The following is an 18,215-nucleotide window of genomic DNA, read 5'->3' on the forward strand; positions in this document are numbered from 1 at the left end:
GGCCGCGGAGCGTCAGCGCCCCGGACCGTGGAGGCAGAGATAGGGCGGGGCGCGCACGGGGAATCGGCCAGGAGTGCATGCGGATTCGACCGGGAGCGCACGCGGGGCTCCCTGGGGTCCCGGGTCTCTGACGCACGCGGCCACGCCGGACGCCCGCCCCTGAAACCAGACAAACCCGAGTTGCCCCCTATACTGCGCGGCGGGAGGGACACTTCACCGCATGGGCACGCGCATTCTCGGGATGGTCCTCGCAGGGGGGCAGGGAACGCGGCTCGCGCCGCTCACACAGCGGCGCTCGAAGCCAGCGGTGCCCTTCGGGTCGAAGTTCCGCATCATCGACTTCGCCCTCAACAACTTCATCAACTCGGGCATCTACTCCATCTACGTCCTGACGCAGTTCAAGGCGCAGTCGCTGACGGAGCACATCCAGCGCGGGTGGCGCTTCGGCTCGGTGATGCTGTCGGACTACTTCATCACGCTCGTGCCGGCGCAGATGTACCTGTACGAGGAGCTGGGGCCCGTGTGGTACCGGGGCACGGCGGACGCCATCTACCAGAACATGCACCTGGTGGAGAACCACCTGCCCGAGCACATGGCCATCTTCTCCGGCGACCACATCTACAAGATGAACGTGGCGCACATGCTGGAGATGCACGAGGACCTGCGCGCCGACATCACCATCGCCGCGTACCCTACGCCGCTCGCGGACGCGCACCGCTTCGGCGTCATGCAGGTGGACGAGCGTGGCCGCGTGACGGAGTTCCAGGAGAAGCCCAAGGACCCCAAGGCCATTCCGGGCCGGCCCGACACGGCGCTGGCCAGCATGGGCAACTACATCTTCCGCAGCAAGGTGCTGGCGGAGTTGCTGGAGGTGGACGCGAAGACGGAGGGCTCGCAGCACGACTTCGGCAAGGACGTGCTGCCCCGCGCGCTGCGCGACGGCTACCACATCCAGACGTACGACTTCGCGAAGAACCCCATCCCCGGGCAGACGCGGCCCAACACGTACTGGCGCGACGTGGGGACGCTGGACGCGTACCACGAGGCGTCCATGGACCTCGTCTCCATCAACCCCGAGTTCGACATCTTCAACGCCGAGTGGCCGCTGCGCACCGCCAACGAGTACAGCCCGCCGGCCAAGTTCGTCCACGAGTCGGGCGAGCGGGTGGGCCGCGCGCTCAACTCCATGGTGGCCGGAGGCTGCATCGTCTCCGGCGGTGTGGTGCGCGAGAGCATCCTCTTCCGCCGCGTCCGGGTGAACAGCTACGCGAAGGTGGAGCGCTCCATCGTCTTCGACGAGGTGGACATCGGCCGTCACGCGCAGGTGAAGAACGCCATCATCGACAAGGGCGTGCGCGTGCCGCCCAACGCGAAGATTGGCTTCGACCTGGAAGCCGACAAGGCGCGCGGCTTCACGGTGACGGACTCCGGCATCGTCGTGGTGCCCAAGGGCTACCGCTTCGAGTAGGCCGCGTTCAACGCCTGTTCAGGCTTTGGGGTGCATTCCTTCAACGGGACTGCGTCTTGTCGCCCGTGTAACAGCGCTCTCCCGGTGACTTCTCGGAGGGTGGCTGCGAGTCTACCGTACGACACTGGCGCGGGGGGCGCGTCCGGCGGAGTTCATCCAGGTGCGACGCGTCTCGCGTCGCACCCGGCCTCCGGGTAAGCCTCATCCTGAGCGCGTCGCGAAGGACTCGAGAACTTCATGCATAGCAGCGCACCCGGCCAGGACACCTCGCCCTTCATCCGCGCGGTAGGTCGTGCCCTCCCTCCGCACTACGCCACACAGGAGCAGCTCATCGCGGCCTTCCGCGAGCTGTGGGCCCGGAAGCACTTCAACCTCGAGCGGCTCGAGGACCTGCACCGCGCCGTGCAGGTGGGCGGCCGCCACCTCGCGCTGCCGATTGAGGCGTACCCGCCGCTCACCACCTTCCAGCAGCGCAACGACGCCTGGATTCGCGAGGCCACGGCGCTGAGCGAGGTGGTGGTGCGTCAGGCGCTGGACAAGGCGGAGCTGGCGCCTTCGGACGTGGACCACGTCTTCTTCGCCACGGTGACGGGCATCGCCACGCCCAGCATCGAGGCGCGGGTGGCCAACCGAGTGCGCTTCCGCGAGGACTTCAAGCGCACGCCCCTCTTCGGTCTCGGGTGCGTGGCGGGCGCGGCGGGGCTCGCGCGCGCGGCGGACTACCTGCGCGCCTTCCCGACGCACACCGCGCTCGTCATCGCCACGGAGCTGTGCTCGCTGACGTTGCAGCGCGAGGACCTGTCCATCCCCAACATCATCGCCTCGGGCCTCTTCGGGGACGGCGCGGCGTGCGCGGTGCTGCGCGGCGCGGCGGCGCCCGGCGCGAAGGGCCCCAGGGTGGTGGCGTCGCGGTCCGTCTTCTACCCGGAGACCGAGCGCGTCATGGGCTGGGACGTGGTGGACTCGGGCTTCAAGGTGGTGCTGTCCGCCAAGGTGCCCAACCTGGTGAAGGACCACATCCGGGGCAACGTGGACGGCTTCCTCGCGGAGCACGGCCTTGGGCGCAAGGACGTGCGGCACTGGGTGGCGCATACCGGTGGGCCCAAGGTGCTCAAGGCCTTCGAGGAGGCGCTGGAGCTGGAGGCGTCCACGCTGGAGCGCTCGTGGGCGTCGCTGCGCGAGGTGGGCAACCTCTCCTCGGCGTCGGTGCTCTTCGTGCTGGGCGAGACGCTGGAGGACGCGGGGGCGCGTCCGGGTGACTGGGGCGTGATGATGGCCATGGGGCCGGGCTTCTGCGCGGAGATGGTGCTCTTGCGATGGTGACCTCCACCCAAGCCGTCTTCCTGGGCTTCATGGCGCTGCTCGTGGTGGAGCGGCTGGTGGAGCTGGTGCTGTCCAAGCGCAACGCGGGACGGGCCTTCGCGCGGGGCGGCGTGGAGACGGGGCAGGGGCACTACCGCTTCATGGTGGTGTTCCACACGCTGTTCCTCGGGGCGTGCGTGGCGGAGGTGCTCGTCCTGGAGTCGCCCTTCCCGGGAGGGTGGGGCTGGGCGGCGCTGGGCGGGGCGGTGGCGGCGCAGGCCTTGCGTTACTGGGCCATCGCGACGCTCGGGGACAGGTGGAACTCGCGCATCATCGTGGTACCGGGGCTGCCGCCGGTGACGGGCGGGCCCTACCGCTTCCTGCGTCATCCCAACTACGTGGCCGTGGTGCTGGAGCTGGCGTGTGTGCCGCTCATCCACGGCGCGTGGCGGACGGCGCTGTGCTTCTCGGTGGGAAACGCGGCGCTGCTCTTCGTGCGGATTCGCGCGGAGGAGGCGGCGCTCGGCGACGCGTACGCGCGCGAGTTCGCCCACCGTCCCCGCTTCATCCCGGAGGTGCCCCGTGACTGAGACCGAACTGCAGGTGCTGGCGGAGATCCGCCGCATCGCCGCCGACGAGCTGGAGTGGAAGGGCGCGGTGGAGCCGACGCACGACCTGCTGAAGGACCTGCAGCTCGACAGCCTGGGGCTGACGGTGCTGGCGGTGGGGCTGGAGAACCGCTTCCGCATCCGCCTGTCCGAGGAGGATGCGCAGGAGGTGCGCACGGTGGAGGACCTGGCGCGCCTGGTGGCGCAGCGGGCCGCGGCGTCCGGAGCACCGGCCCCGAGGACCCCGGAGGTGCGCCCGTGAAGGGCGCGGGCTCTGAAGTTACGCCCGTGACGGGGGCCGTGAAGGGCGCGGTCCTGCCCGCGCTGAAGCACCCGACGGTGAACGCGATGCTCGCGGCCACGGCGCGCACCACGTCGCACGGGCTGACCTTCGTGGACGCGAGCGAGCGGGAGGTGTCCGTTCCGTGGGCGGAGGTGTACCGCCGCGCCCGGCGCACGGCAGCGGGGCTGGCGCGGCTGGGCGTGCGCGAGGGCGAGCGGGTGGCGCTGCTGTTGCCCACCTCGCCGGGCTTCATGGACGCGTACTTCGGCACGCTGCTGGCGGGAGCGGTGCCGGTGCCGCTCTACCCGCCGGTGCGGCTGGGGCGGCTGGAGGAGTACCACCGGGCCACGGCGCGGATGCTCCAGGTGACGGGGGCGGCGGCGGTGCTGACGGACTCGCGGGTGCGGCTGCTGCTGGGGCCGAGCGTGGAGCGCGCCCGGCCGCGCCTGGGCTGCCACACCGTGGACGAGGTGTCGCGCGGGGACGAGGAGCTGGAGGTGCCGGTGCGTCCGGAGGGGCTGGGGCTCATCCAGTTCTCGTCGGGCTCCACGGTGGACCCGAAGCCGGTGGCGCTGACGCAGGGGGCGCTGATGTCGCAGGTGGCGGCGCTGGAGGTGGCGATGCCGCTGCGGCCGGGGACTCCGCCGGTGGGCGTGAGCTGGCTGCCGCTGTACCACGACATGGGGCTCATCGGCTGTGTGCTGTCGGCGCTGTACTACCCGGGGAACCTGGTGCTGATTCCGCCGGAGGCATTCCTGGCGCGGCCCGCGCTGTGGCTGCGCGCGCTGTCGCGGCACAGGGGCTTCATCTCGCCCGCGCCCAACTTCGCGTATGGCCTGTGCCTGAAGCGGGTGAAGGACGAGGACATGCAGGGCATGGACCTGTCCTCCTGGAAGCACGCGCTCAACGGCGCGGAGCCGGTGTCGTCGGACACGCTGCGCCGCTTCGCGCAGCGCTTCGAGCGGTGGGGCTTCTCCGCGCGGGCGCTGCGGCCGGTGTACGGGCTGTCGGAGGCGTCGCTGGCGGTGACCTTTCCACCGGAGGGCCGGGGCCCGCGCTCGCTGGGCGTGGATGCCGGAGTGCTGGCGCGCGAGGCGCGGGTGGAGACGGGGACGCGGGAGTTGGTGAGCGTGGGCGGGCCGGTGGCGGGCTTCGAGGTGGAGGTGCGGGACGCGGCGGGCGCGGCGCTGCCGGAGAAGCGGGTGGGGCGCGTCTACGCGCGGGGGCCGTCGTTGATGTCGGGCTACTACGGCGACGCGGAGGCGACGGGCCGGGCGCTGTCTGCGGAGGGCTGGCTGGACACGGGCGACCTGGGCTTCCTGGCGGACGGGGAGCTGTACCTCACGGGCCGGGCGAAGGACGTGGTCATCATCCGGGGGGCCAACCACGCGCCGCAGGCGTTCGAGGAGCCGCTCCAGGCGGTGGACGGCGTGCGCACGGGCTGCGCGGTGGCGCTGGGCTTCACGCCGGAGGGCGGCGAGGACGAGGCGCTGCTCATCCTCGCGGAGCGCGCGGGGCCGGGGGCGGCGGAAGAGGTGGAGGAGCGCATCCGCGCGGCGGTGGTGGAGGCCACGGGCGTGCGGCCGCACACGGTGCGGCTGTTGGAGCCGGGGACGCTGCCGCGCACGTCGAGCGGCAAGCTGCGCCGGACGGAGGCGCTGCGGCGCTACCTGGCCGGAGAGCTGGCGCCGCCGAAGAAGGTAGGCATGGTCGGCATGGCGGTGGAGATGGCGAAGAGCGCCATCGCCATGGCGAGGGCGGAGCAGGACTCGTGAGCTGGAGCTCGGCGGAGTCAGGACGCGATAGCCCGCAGCGCGCCGCTCCGCCCCAGCTGGAGGATGCCTCGCGGAATGAACGTTCCTTCCGCGGCTCCCGGCCGCCGGGAGGCAGCCCCCTCCGTGCTGCGGGCCAGCCCCGTGCCCAGGAGGATGACTCGTGGAATGAACGTTCCTTCCGCTGCCCCCGGCCGCCGGGGGAGACCTCAGTCCATACGGGCCGCTCCCTCGCCCAGGAGGAGGACTCGCGGAATGAACGTTCCTTCCGCGGCTCCCGGTCGCCGGGGGAGACCTCAGTCCATACGGGCCGCCCCCACGCCCAGGAGGAGGGCTCGCGGAATGAACGTTCCTTCCGCGGCTCCCGGTCGCCTGGGGAGATCTCAGTCCATACGGGCCGCCCCCTCGCCCAGGAGGAGGACGCGCGGAATGAACGTTCCTTCCACGGCAGCCGGCGGCCGGGAGGCACCTCCCGCCATGCGAGTCGCCCCCGTGCCCTGAAGGACTCGCGGAATGAACGTTCCTTCCACGGCCACCAGCCACCGGGAGGCACCCCCCTCCGTGCTGCGATCTACCCCCGTGCCCTGGAGGAGGACGCGCGGAATGAACGTTCCTTCCACGGCAGCCGGCCGCCGGGAGGCACCTCATCGGACGCGGCGTGGGCGGAGAGCGCCACGTGAAGCGGTATGACGTCGCGGTGGTGGGCGGAGGACCGGCCGGGCTGGCCGTAGCCATCACCACCACCGCGCGAGGGCTGAACACGGTGGTGCTGGAGCGCGCGACGGTGCCCGCCGACAAGGCCTGCGGCGAGGGACTGATGCCTCCCGCGCTCGCGGTGCTGGACCGGCTCGGCGCGCTAGCCCTCCTGGACCGCCGCGAAACCTCGCCCTTCGTGGGCATCCGCTACGTGCAGGAGGACGGCTCCACGGTGGAGGGACTGCTACCCGGAGCCGGAGGGCTCGGCGTGCGGCGCGTGGCCCTGGCCTCCGCCCTGGTGGCGCGAGCCCGCGACGTGGGCGTGGAGCTCCGTGAGCGCACGCAGGTGTTGTCCCACCACCGCAGCAGCGAAGGCATGACGCTGGAGACCGCCGAAGGCCCGGTGGAGGCACGGATGCTGGTGGCGGCGGACGGGCTCGGCTCACCGCTGCGGCGCGCGGAGGGCCTCGACGTGGAGTCCTCGGGCCCGAAGCGCTTCGGCCTGCGCCGCCACTTCCAGCTGGAGCCGTGGACGCCCTACGTGGAGGTGCACTTCGCGGACGGCGTGGAGGCGTACGTCACCCCCGCGGGAGCCCGGCGAGTGGGCCTCGCCTTCCTCTGGGAGGACGGCGTCGTCGAAGGCCGCGTGGGCTTCGAGACGCTGCTCACACGCTTCCCCCGCCTCGCCGAGCGGCTGACAGGCGTGGAGCCAGACTCCCAGGTGCGAGGCGCAGGACCCCTGGCGCGCGTGGCCCGCGCGCGAGTCGCGGACCGCTTCGCACTGGTGGGAGACGCCGCCGGCTACGTGGACGCGCTGACAGGGGAGGGGCTCTCCCTGGCCTTCGCCTGCGCGGAGTCCCTGGGCACGCTGCTGCCCGACGCGCTGTCGAAGGGCGCGACCCCGGACGCCCTGCGCCCCTACGAGGCCTGCTTCCAGCGCGTGTTCCGCAAGTACGCCTGGACGACGCGAGCACTGCTCATGCTGGCCCGCCGTCCCCGGCTGCGCCGCCCGGTGGTGCGTCTGCTCGCGAAGACCCCCTGGCTCTTCGAGCGCATCCTCCACGCCGTGGTGACCTGAGCCGGCGGTGCGGCTGCTGTCGGAGCGTTATTGCTTCGCGGCCGGGCCCGCGAGCAGCCGCATGATGACCTCGTCCGCACGAACGTTCTTCATCTTCTGTTCGAAGAGCTTGCTGTCGCGCGCCCACTGGTCGGAGACACTGGTGGTGACGGACGGGGTGGCGTCGCAGTGGGTGAGCCGGACGTGGATCTCGCCAAGATAGACAGCCTTGCCTGCGACCACGTCGAACGTGGTCCGGGTCTCCCTGTAGAGGGACGGGCCGTTCTTGACCTCCAGATGTCGGAGCCGATACGTGCCCTCGAAGAGTGACTTCACCGAGAAGTGGCCGGGAGGCGCTTGAAACGCCTGTTCGATGGCCGGGTCATTCAAGGGAATCTCACTCACGCCGCTGTACATGGCATGGGAATCCATGAACCCGAGATTCGCGGAAGGGTTCTCGCCATTCTTGCAGTCGGTGGAGAAGCGGGTGGAGACGATGATCAACCCCATCTTCGGGTTCTCCGAGAGGCGGTAGTCGCCAGCGACATCGTTGATGGTACTGGCGCGTGTGCTGCCGCATCCCGCGCCAATCAGCACGCACAGGGCTACCCCGAAGAGACGAAGACGCATTCACTGCTCCTGGTGTGAGGACCGGATTCCGGGCCTCTTCTATCGCATCCGACGCGGGCTCCCCGCCGTCCGTGGACCGCGAGTCCACAGCGCTCCGGTGCCGTTGCCTGTGAGGCAACACGCCGACGCCTGCGCTGAAGCCTCCCTCCCTCGGGAAGTGCCGCGGGCCCGGTCCTTGCTCAATGGCCGGCTCGTCGCATTCCCGTACCCGACTCCCAAGCCCCGCTCCCGGTGACCATGGAAGCCACGCCTTCACGTCTTCGTCCTCGAACTCCCGCGCGCCGGTGGCTGCTCGCCGCCAGCCTGCTGCCCATTGCCCTGGGTGGGTTCGCGGCCCTCTCCGCCTCGAGCCGGCTGGACCAGCCGGAGCAGCAGGAGGTCGCCCTCGTCAACGACAAGCCCGTGTCGCTGGAGCGGTTCAACCGCCTCCTCGCCTTCACCGTGGCGCGCGCCACCTCCACCGATGGCCGCATCCCGGACGCGGACGCGCTCCTGCTCAAGAACGCCATCACCCAGAAGCTCGTCGACGAAGCCGTCACCGACGCGGCCGCCAAGGAGCAGGGCGTCGAGGTGTCGGAGAAGGAAATCGACGCGGCCTTCGCGGCCTTCGCGCAGACCTTCCCCACCAGCGACGCCTTCAAGCAGCACGTGGAGAGCACCCCGGACGGCGCCACGGCCCTCCGCGGTGACATCCGCCAGCGCCTGCTGCGCGAGCGGCTCGCGAAGAAGGACGCGGGCTGGACGCTCCCTCCCGACGAGGTGAAGCGCTACTACGAGGACAACGTCGCGACGTTCCACCAGCCCAAGCGGGTGCACGCGAGCGAGGTGCTCGTGCTTCCCGGCAAGGACTCCCTGACCCGGGCCAAGGAGCTGCTGGAGAAGGTGCGCAAGGGCAACGAGGCCTTCGCCGACGTCGCCCGCAATTCTTCGGAAGGCTCCACCCGCGCCCTCGGCGGCGCCCGGATGGACCTGACCGAGGACAAGCTCGAGGCCCACGTCTGGAAGGCGCTGGTGGAGCGCAAGCCCGGAGAGCTCACCGACGTCCTCGAGACGAAGGAGGGCTACTGCTTCCTCCTCGTGCATGAGGTCGTCCCCGCGGTGGACCGGAAGTTCGAGGACGTCCAGCCCGAAATCCAGGCCTGGCTGGAGCGGCTGTACGCGGAAGGCCGGCTCCAGGACCTGCTCGCGGAGCTGCGCTCCAAGGCCGTCATCAAGAACCTCTTCGCCGAGCGCTACGCGGACCTGCTCAAGGACCTGCTGAAGCCGGGCACTCCCGCCGCGCAGCTCTCGTTCAGCCTCCCGTCCACCTCGTCGGCGCCGGTGCCCGTCCCGTCCGGCGTGCCCGCCACTTCCGCCTCTCAGCTGAGCCGCCCGCGCCCATGAGCCCCGCCCCTATCTCGAGAGTCACTTCGATGCGCATCCATTGGCTCGCCTGTCTCCTCCTGGTCCTGGGCGCCTTCGCCAGCCAGGCCGGCGACTTCGCTGGACCCCAGCAGGTCAAGACCACGCAGGGTTATTTCGAGTTCGCGGAGGGCGGCTACCTCTGGCCCTTCCAGGTCAACTGCGCCCAGACGGGCTTCTCGCCCGGGCCCTCGGTGCAGATTGCCCCGGGCTCCGGAGACCCGGGCGTGGCGACGTCCAACCCGCTCTCCTCGCCCGGAGGGTGCCCCATCTTCGACTCGACGGGGGACGGCCAGCCCGAGTTCCACTTCAACATGAGGTTCAACTCCCTGCGGGACCTGGGACTGAAGACCATCACCTGCAACGGCACGCACGTCGACCCCGCCTACTGCGTGAGCGCGTCCTTCCCGCCGTGCAACGTCGTCTGTGACCTGGCGGGCGTGAGCAACTTCCCCGCCCCCGTCACCTTCCGCATCACCGTCACCAACTCGCCGCCCACCGCCAGCCTGAACCACACGCCCACGCCGGCGTGGAACGCCACCGTCACGCTGCGCTCCAACGCGTCGGACCCGGATGGCGGCGGGCTGACGCACGCCTGGCGCATCGTCAGCAAGCCGCCCATGTCCACCGCGACGCTGGCGGCCGCCAACACCGCCAACCCCACCATCACCTTCACCAGCGACCGTGACATCGGCAACTACCAGTTCGCGGTGGACATCGCGGACAACGAGGGCGAGCTGAAGTCCTTCACCTACGCGTTCTCCGTCCCCAACGTGCCGCCGAACATCAGCGTCGCCGGCGCGACGACGATTGACGCCAACACGCCCATCGCCCTCACCGCGTCGCCCACCACGGACGTGGACGGCGGCGCGCTGACCTTCGTGTGGGACTTGCTGGAGGCGCCCACCCGCTCGGGCCTCGCCCCGCAGAGCAACTACGCCACCACCGCGGGCATCAACATCCCCACCAACGGCAACCACGTGGGCACCTGGCGCTTCCGCGTCACCGCGAAGGACAACGAGAACGCCACCGACTCGGAGACAGTGACTGTCACGGTGCGCAACCTGAAGCCGCGCATCTCCTTCACCGGCCCCACGGAAATCGACGTCGGCCAGGCGCTCCAGGCGGCGACCAGCATCACCACCGATGACGACGGCGGCAACCTCACCTTCAAGTGGGAGCTCATCCAGGCGCCCCAGTCCGCGGGCGTCTCGCCGCTCACCGTGCTGTCCACCAGCGCCTCCGCCACCCGCGCGACTTCGGCGAGCTCCGCCGGCACGTGGATTCTGCGCCTCACCGCCACCGACGACGAGAACGAGTCCGTGAGCCAGGACCGCGCCATCGTCGTGGATGGCCTGCCCACCGCGGACATCGCCGGGCTGGACGTGGCCCACCTGCTGGAGTTCCCCCTGTTGCTGGACGGGCGCGGCTCCGTGGACCCTGACTCCCCGTGCCCCAGCCAGGCCAACCGCTGCCACGTGACGGACGGCAGCGCCGTCTCGGGCATCTCCGCGGGCATCGTCCGCTACACCTGGTACGTGGTGGACATCCCGCCGGACGCGTGGGGCCCCTACACCACCGGCCGCGTGGACGAGGTGTTCAACATCCCCGCCAACACCTCCACGCTGTCGCTGGACTGGTCGGACCTGCAGCCGGGCCAGTGGCAGTTCGAGCTGGAGGTGCAGGACGGCGAGGGCAACGTCGCGACCACCCGCCACACCGTCGTCGTCGTGCCGCCGCAGACCGTGCCCGCCGCCGTCGTCAGCGGGTCCGCCTGGTACCTCGTCAACCTCGCGGGCGTGCTGCCCGGCGCCATCGTCGTGAATGGCGCCGCCAGCTTCGACCTGGACAACGCGGTGTCGGGCCCTCCCGGCTCGGGCCTGGGAATCACGAACTACGCCTGGTCCGCGGTGCCGCCCGCCGGGTGCGCCGTGCCGTCGCTGCCGAGCGGCCCCTCGGCCAGCGTCCTCACCCTGTATCCCGCGGGCGCCGCCGTCCCGCCGGTCTGCCAGGGCTTCTGGAAGATTCGCCTCACCGTCACGGATGACGACTCGCCCGCCCAGACGAACTACGCGGAGACGGGAGTCACCATCGGCAACTGCGCGGCCGGCGTCTGCGTGGATGCGCCCACCACCGGCACGCCCGCCATCGTCCAGTCCTTCGACAGCGCGGACATCGACGTCTACTACCACATCGACTCCACGCTCTACGAAGACCCCATGTTCATGCTGGGCATGTACACGCTGCTGGAGGTCCTCCCCACGGGCAGCACCACGCCCGTCTACTCCGCGGTGGAGCTGAATGTCCCGCCGATGAGCAAGGGCCTGCCCCTGGTCTTCAACTGGAACGGGTTCACCAACGGTGGCACGCGGCCTCCCACCGGCCGCTACGACGTGCGCGTGACGCTGCTCGACTTCACGCTCTCGCCCACCCTCTTCTCCGGCTTCCAGTCGCAGGCCATCCAGACGGAGACGGTCTCCCTCCAGCTGGCCAGCACCGCGCCCTACGTCGACCGTGACGCCGTGGTGGCGGGCACGGGCAACGTGACGTTCGACTATCGCGTGGATGGCGCCCTCTCCATCTCCAGCCTGGAGTGGCGCGTGGTCAACCCGACGGGCAGCGTGGTGACGCGCGGCAACACGCCGAGCGCCGCCGCCCTGGGCACCTTCTCGTGGAACGGCCGCGTGGGCGCCACGCCCCAGGCCGCGGGCCGCTACCAGATGGAGGTCGAGGCGTTCCGCGGCGGCCGCTCCCTGGGCGTCTCCCCTCGAGTTTCCTTCACCCTCTACGACATGGCGCTCGAGGTCCCCGGCCACGCCATTCCCGCCAGCGGCCTGCCCGTCGCAGTCAACTCGGATGATGACGACGCGAACGGTGTCGTGGACTCCGCCCAGACGCCCGCGCCCGCCGCGGAGAACGACCTGGTGGCCGTCACCCTCCGCTTCCAGCCCCGCGTGGACGGCACGCTCACCCTGAGCTCGGACGCGCCGGCCCAGCTCAAGGTCTGGACCACCGCGAACAAGACCGGACAGCTGGTGCTGCCCAAGACGTTCAACCTCCCCGCGGACGCCGTCCCCGCCCAGGTCTACGTCGAGGCCCTCACGCCCGGCGCGCCGAAGCTGCGGGTGCAGTACACGCCCCCCGCCACCGCCGCGACTCCGCAGAAGGAGCTGAAGCTCAACCTCTGGAAGCTGGACACGATGCAGGACACCAACGGCGACTTCCGCATCACCGCGGCGGACGCGTCCACGCTCTTCGTCCGGGTGGGCCTGTGGGACTTCGCCTTCCGGGTGGCGGCGGATGCCTTCGGCGCCATCAACACCCTCTACAACGAGTCGGACCAGGTGCGCCTGGGGGCCTCCGCCAACCCGGACAACTTCGTCGGGCGCGACTCCCGCCGCTTCTACTACCAGCTCACCGACGCGGCGCGGAACACCAACGCCGCCACGGCGGAGGAGTACGCCCTGGAGTGGTTCACCACGGAGGCGGACGGCGTCACCAACCAGGACGCCCCGGCCACGAAGACCCTCACCCTCACCGAGACGGGGCCCAACACGGGCATCTTCGTGTCCCAGGCGGTGATGGTGGTGGCGGACCAGATTGACCGGGACGTGCCCACCAACACGGGACTCACGGCCCACGCGGGCAATGCGGCCTACAACGCGGCGGACCACCGCGTCCGTCAGGCGAAGAACCCGGACGGCCGGGTGGTGGCCAGGTACCAGTCGGCCGACCCGGCGACTCCGGCCAGCCTGCTCAAGACGCCGCTCTTCCAGCGCGCTCCCGAGGAGCGCCGGGTGATGACCGTCCGGGTCTTCAACTTCCAGGACCCCAACAACCTGAACATCCCGGCCGTCCCCGCGGCGACCGTGGACCTCGTCACGCAGATTCTCCGGGAGCAGTACATCCTCATGGGGATTCGCGTGGAAATCGTCCACACCGCCGCCACGGACGTCATCACCCTGCCCGCCGGCAGCCCGGTGAACCTGAACAGCGTCGCCAGCTTCGGGGGAGGGTACGGAGGCCTCGCGCCCTCGGCGGACCAGCTGGCGCTCATCAACCTGGTGCGCGGCGTGGACCCGGCCAGCCCCGCCAACACCAACACGGTGTACCTGCTCTTCGTGGGCAACCTGAACACGGGCAACCGTGGCGAGTCCTTCCCGGATGGGTGGATTCCCGCGGGCTCTCCCGCCAGGAACTTCGTCATCGCCGCGGGCCGGGCCGCCGCCATCGGCGACACCGGCGCGCACGAGGTGGGCCACATGCTCACCAACGCCACGCTGACGCTGGCCGAGGCCAGCGGGACGCAGGCCGGCTGGGCCAGCGGCGGGCACTACGGCGGTACCCACGACATGTTCAACCTGATGCGCAACGGAACCATCATCACCAGTCCGCGCCTGCACACGAACACCAAGCGGCTGTGGGACGACACCGCCGTCCACACCGTGCAGCAGATTACCCGCGCGCGCACCACGCGCTTCCTGAGGACTCCATGAACCGGCGCCTGCTTGCTGTCCTGGCACTCACCCTCTCCACCATGGCCTTCGCCCAGACGGCCGCCGTGGAGCTCGGCCGCGACTTCGCCACGGATGATGGCCTCGCGCGGCTCTCCGCCTACTCCCGCTTCGAGAAGGCGGTGGCACCGGCGGCGCGAGCGTCCGCCCTCTCGGACATCTGGGAGTCGGTGGAGGGCAAGCCCGAGGCGGAGGCGGTGCGCTCCAGCGTGCTCGCCTACCTGATGTCGCAGCCGGCGCAGAAGATGCCGTGGGACGCGCGCCTGGGCGGCCACGTGGCCGAGGCGGGCAAGGCCAAGAGCCCTGCCCTGAGGCGACTGTCGTTGAACACCTTCTCGCGCCGCGGTCCCGAGCTCGCCAAGCAGGAGACGCTCACCTTCCTGGACGACACGGACGACAACGTCCGCGAGCTGGCCCTGATGGAGGTGTCGCGCTGGTCGGACGGGAAGTCCGTCCTCACCGACTACGTGACGAAGCACTCCAAGTCCACGCTGCACAAGGGCTCCGTGGCTCGCGCCCGGTTCCTCCTCGACAAGTAATCTCCTGAAAGGACTCCACTCGTGAGCCCCACACCTTCCACGCACCGCCTGAGGGCGGTGCGGCGTACCCTTGTTGTCTTCGTAGGTCTCGTCCTCGTCTGGAGTCAGACCTCCCTGGGCGGCGGCGCGGCCGATGCCGGCGCGCCCAATCCCGTCACCGGCGGCTTCCTCGTTCCCTTCGGCGTGGGCGTCGACGAATTGAACGGCCGCGTGCTGGTGGCGGACACCGCGCACCGGCTCATCAAGTACACCGCCATCTCCACCCTCTCGGGGGGCGCGCCCACCTGGTCGGAGGTCGGCTTCGTGGCGGACCCCACCCAGGAGCAGGCCCTCAACCAGCCCCAGGGCGTGGCCGCCGACGCGCAGGGCAACCTCTACGCCCTGGACAGCATTGGCGGCGAGGTGGAGCTGTACCGGTGGAACGCCGCCACCTCCAGCTACACGTATGACCCGGCCTTCGCATCCACCACGCGCAACAGCGTGGCGGGAGTGAATATCACCCAGCCCAAGGACCTCGCCGTGGGGGCCATGGGCAAGGTGTACCTGCTCGACTCGGGCAACAACCGCATCCTCGTGGCGGACGGTCCGGACGACACGAGCTGGTCGGTCGCGCTCTCGGACCCCACGTGGTTCGGCGCCAGTGGCTTCGACGTGGGCGCGGACGGCACCTTCTACGTGGCGGACACCGGCAACAACCAGATTGTCAAAGTCCCGCCGGTGGGCTCGCCCCTGCGCTTCGGCTCCATGGGCTCGGGCACCTCGCAGTTCCGCAGCCCGCGCGACGTGGCCGTGGCGCCGGACGGGATGATGTGGGTGGCCGACACGCAGAACCACCGCGTCACCGTCTTCCGCCCGGACGGGAGCTTCGACTCCACGCTGGGCATTGCTCCGCTCTTCACCTCGCCGCAGAAGCTGGAGATTGACGGGCTGGGGCGCGTGTTCGTCATCGACTCGGACGCCGCGCGGCTCGTGGCCTTCCTGGGCTCGGGCGCGCCGATGCCCTTCGACCTGTACGCGCGGGACTACCTGGGTGACACCGGCACGGAGCCCTCCTCCACCGCCATCACCCTGTCCTCGCCGGACATCCTCGTGCGCCACCGGCCGGATGTGAACCTGGCCACCGCGGCGCAGTTCGGCCTGGGCTACTACGCCTTCGAGCAGCCGCGCTACGGCACCAACAACTACGTCTATGTGATGGTGCGCAACCGCAACACCGCGCCGGCCACCAACTCCGCCGTGCGGCTGTACTGGGGTGACCCGGCGTCGCCGCTCGCGTTCCCCACGAACTGGAGCCTGGACGGCTTCTTCGAGAGCTTCTCCAGCGACACCGTCAACGCGCCCGCCAACGCGCTCGCCGTCCCCACCGTGCCCGGCTCCACGATGGCGGGCCATGGCGTCACCGTGGTGGGCCCCATCGTCTTCCGGCCGCCGGCCCCCGAGTCCGCCGCCGCGGCGGATGGCCGCTTCCTGCTCTCGGCCCGGGTGTCCAACCTCTATGACCGGCTGACGCCCGCCACGGGGCTGGACGAGGTGCGCAAGAACAACAACATCGCGCTGCGTCCCGTGCAGGTCGCCCGCGGGCCATTCCCCGACGGCATCCAGGACACGCTCGTGCTCCGGGTGAACTTCTCGAACGTCACCGGCACCGCGGACCAGGCCACCGTCACCCAGCGCATCGACGCACTGACGCAGTGGATTTCCGAGGTCAGCTACAACCAGGCCACGCTGGTGCCCGTGTACAAGGAGCCCCTCGCCCTGGGCCGCCCCAGCACCGACTACTATTCGGGCAGCGTGACGCCGCTGGTGGAGCTGGCCACGGACTCGCTCAACGGGCTGGTCGCCCTCGAGCCGGGCGCGCTGGACGGCCCCACGGCGGACCCGTCGGACGACATCGACCGCGTCATCCTCGTGGTGAACGACCCGGCCTTCACGAGCGACTGGGCCACCACGGGCAACTGGCCGTACACCGTCGGCGGCAACACCCGCTACCTCTCCGTCTCCATCCAGGGGCCGACGAACACGCTGCCGCAGTACGCCCACGGCTACTCGCACCAGTTCGGCCTCGTGGACCTGTTCGCGCACGAGAACGTGGAGTTCCCCATCGCCGAGCCCGCCAACAAGTGGGACAACATGGCGCTGCCCTTCGAGGGGGCGCACCCGCTCGTGTGGTCCAAGCAGTACGCGGAGTGGGTGACGAGCAGCGGCGGGCAGATTTTCTTCATCCCCCGTCCGCCGGGGACGTCGCCGCGCACGGGCCAGCCGGCCATTCCGGTCAGCTTCCAGAGCTCACTGGCGGCGGGGCAGTACGGCGCCATCGCCATCGGCCTGACGCCGGGCGTGACGTCCTTCGAGGACGAGACGAACTTCTACTGGGTGGAGGCGCGCACGCCGACGCTGGCGAACCGGGACCAGACGGTGCCGGGCAAGGGCGTGCTCGTGTACTCCGCGAACAAGGCGATTCCGCAGGGCCAGGTGCCCGTCGTCATCCGGGACCGCACGCCGGCCACCACGGTGGGTGACGCGGCGCTGGGCGTGGGCGGCACGGACGCGCCTCCCGGCACGGGCATCAGCGTGCGCGTGACGGCCGAGCGCCCGTCCAACGGCGGCTATGACGTCACCGTCGATTACACGCCCCCCGTCGACTACAACGTCCGCATCCGCGTGGGCGACCCGGTGTGGACCAGCCCGGACATCTGGGTGGACAACCAGGAGGACGGTGGCGGCTACAACACCACGCAGGTGGACGAGCAACCCATCGGCGACCAGGACAACCGCATCTACGCCCGCGTCTACAACGACGGCCCGGCGGACGCGTACGACACGGAGGTCCGCTTCCTGCTCTCGGCGCCGTACCACACGGTGGATGGCGTGGGCTCGTTCGACCTCTACAAGAGCGTCTTCATCCCGGTGATTCCCGCGGGCGAGTTCCGGGACATCTACGTGGTGTGGAGGCCCGTGGGCGCGGACGACCCGCACAACTGCGTGAAGGTGCAGCTGCGCCGGATGACGTCCGACACCAACGCCAACGACAACGAGGCCCAGCAGAACCTCCACGTGAAGCAGTCCAGCCACGCCAGCCCCTATGACGTGGTGGACTTCGGCTTCCAGTTCAAGAACGCCGGCGAGAAGGAGCAGCTCGTGTACTTCCGCTACGAGGGCGTGCCGGGACACTGGGGCCAGTCCTTCGGGCCGGACAAGGCCGTGGTGAAGCCGGGCGAGCTGCTGGAGGGGCACCTGAAGTTCCAGCCCGACGAGAAGGACAAGGACTGCGTCAGCCACGACGCCCACGTCACCGCGTGGACGCCGCGCGGGGACACGCTGGTGCGGATGGGAGGCGCCACCGTGCGCGTGCCGCTGCGCCGCCGCACCACCGTGGAAATCGAGACGGTGGAGGTGGTGAAGGTGAGCTGCAAGGAGTTCCCCGCGTATCACCTGGAGCCGGACCAGAAGCGCAAGGTCTACTTCTACGACCCGAAGAGGCCGCCCGAGACGTGTGGCCTCATCCGCGTGAAGGGCTACACGAAGCCCTCGCGGCCCGGCCAGACGTTCCTCCTGCGCTACACGGACGATGCCGGCAACCCCGTCTACCAGACGGTGACGACGAGCAGCACCGGCACGTTCGAGGACTACCGGCTCACCGTGGCGGGAGGCAAGTGGAGCGCCACGGCCATCTACCCGGGTGACGGGAAGTGCAGCGGCTCCACGCGGACGAAGGTGGAGCTCGAGGTCCCGCTCGACAGCAAGGGCGACCAGGACCAGGACGGGCTGCCGGACAAGTACGAGGTCCAGGGCGACGCGGACGGGGACGGCCTGCCCAACGTGCTCGACACGGACAGTGACAACGACGGCCTCCCGGATGGCAAGGAGCCGCCGGGTGACGACGACAAGGACGGCGTGGACAACGTCGTCGACAAGGACAACAAGGGCTAGGGCCGGAGCAGGGCG

General features: G+C 70.2%; 11 protein-coding genes. 10 read left to right on the forward strand and 1 reads right to left on the reverse strand.

The genetic code is table 11. From position 1 onward, the window contains the following. Nucleotides 1-220: 220 nt before the first annotated feature. The 6 genes from glgC to G4D86_RS16570 all read left to right on the forward strand — a co-directional run bounded on the left by glgC (nt 221) and on the right by G4D86_RS16570 (nt 7,207). A complete protein-coding gene (glgC, locus tag G4D86_RS16545; protein ID WP_163994757.1) occupies nt 221-1,468 on the forward strand; it encodes a glucose-1-phosphate adenylyltransferase in 1,248 nt (415 codons plus the stop codon). Nucleotides 1,469-1,705: 237 nt separating this feature from the next. Beyond that, nucleotides 1,706-2,791: a type III polyketide synthase gene (locus tag G4D86_RS16550; RefSeq protein ID WP_163994759.1), complete on the forward strand. Its 1,086-nt coding sequence runs from the start codon at nt 1,706-1,708 to the stop codon at nt 2,789-2,791. Continuing rightward, nucleotides 2,785-3,360, forward strand: coding sequence for an isoprenylcysteine carboxyl methyltransferase family protein (locus G4D86_RS16555; protein WP_163994762.1), 576 nt, complete (start codon nt 2,785-2,787; stop codon nt 3,358-3,360). Before G4D86_RS16550 ends, G4D86_RS16555 begins: the two co-directional genes overlap by 7 nt. Then, nucleotides 3,353-3,640, forward strand: coding sequence for an acyl carrier protein (locus tag G4D86_RS16560; RefSeq protein WP_163994765.1), 288 nt, complete (start codon nt 3,353-3,355; stop codon nt 3,638-3,640). The genes G4D86_RS16555 and G4D86_RS16560 overlap by 8 nt, the downstream gene beginning before the upstream one ends. A gap of 86 nt (nt 3,641-3,726) precedes the next feature. Next, nucleotides 3,727-5,436, forward strand: coding sequence for a fatty acyl-AMP ligase (locus G4D86_RS16565; protein WP_163995143.1), 1,710 nt, complete (start codon nt 3,727-3,729; stop codon nt 5,434-5,436). Nucleotides 5,437-6,109: 673 nt separating this feature from the next. After that, nucleotides 6,110-7,207 (forward strand): NAD(P)/FAD-dependent oxidoreductase, encoded by a 1,098-nt coding sequence (locus G4D86_RS16570; protein ID WP_163994768.1) that lies wholly within the window; start codon nt 6,110-6,112, stop codon nt 7,205-7,207. 27 nt (nt 7,208-7,234) lie between these two features. Here the strand turns inward: G4D86_RS16570 and G4D86_RS16575 are convergent, their stop codons facing one another. After that, complete coding sequence (locus tag G4D86_RS16575; protein ID WP_163994769.1) at nt 7,235-7,816, reverse strand: hypothetical protein; 582 nt, start codon at nt 7,814-7,816, stop codon at nt 7,235-7,237. 237 nt (nt 7,817-8,053) lie between these two features. Between G4D86_RS16575 and G4D86_RS16580 the strand changes: the two genes are divergently transcribed. Genes G4D86_RS16580 through G4D86_RS16595 form a run of 4 tightly spaced genes read left to right on the forward strand, consistent with a single transcriptional unit; the run spans nt 8,054 to nt 18,200 of the window. Then, on the forward strand, nt 8,054-9,199 hold the full coding sequence (locus G4D86_RS16580; protein WP_163994773.1) for a peptidylprolyl isomerase: 1,146 nt from the start codon (nt 8,054-8,056) through the stop codon (nt 9,197-9,199). A gap of 29 nt (nt 9,200-9,228) precedes the next feature. Further along, entirely contained in the window at nt 9,229-13,713 is a 4,485-nt protein-coding gene (locus tag G4D86_RS16585) for a PKD domain-containing protein (RefSeq protein WP_163994776.1), read from the forward strand. Then, nucleotides 13,710-14,270 carry a hypothetical protein gene (locus tag G4D86_RS16590; protein WP_163994779.1) on the forward strand — a complete coding sequence of 187 codons (561 nt, stop codon included), beginning with the start codon at nt 13,710-13,712 and terminating at the stop codon, nt 14,268-14,270. Before G4D86_RS16585 ends, G4D86_RS16590 begins: the two co-directional genes overlap by 4 nt. Nucleotides 14,271-14,291: 21 nt before the next feature. Continuing rightward, nucleotides 14,292-18,200 carry an NHL repeat-containing protein gene (locus tag G4D86_RS16595; RefSeq protein WP_163994782.1) on the forward strand — a complete coding sequence of 1,303 codons (3,909 nt, stop codon included), beginning with the start codon at nt 14,292-14,294 and terminating at the stop codon, nt 18,198-18,200. Nucleotides 18,201-18,215: the final 15 nt, after the last annotated feature.

Source organism: Pyxidicoccus caerfyrddinensis (assembly GCF_010894405.1).
GTDB classification, from domain to species: Bacteria; Myxococcota; Myxococcia; order Myxococcales; family Myxococcaceae; genus Myxococcus; species Myxococcus caerfyrddinensis.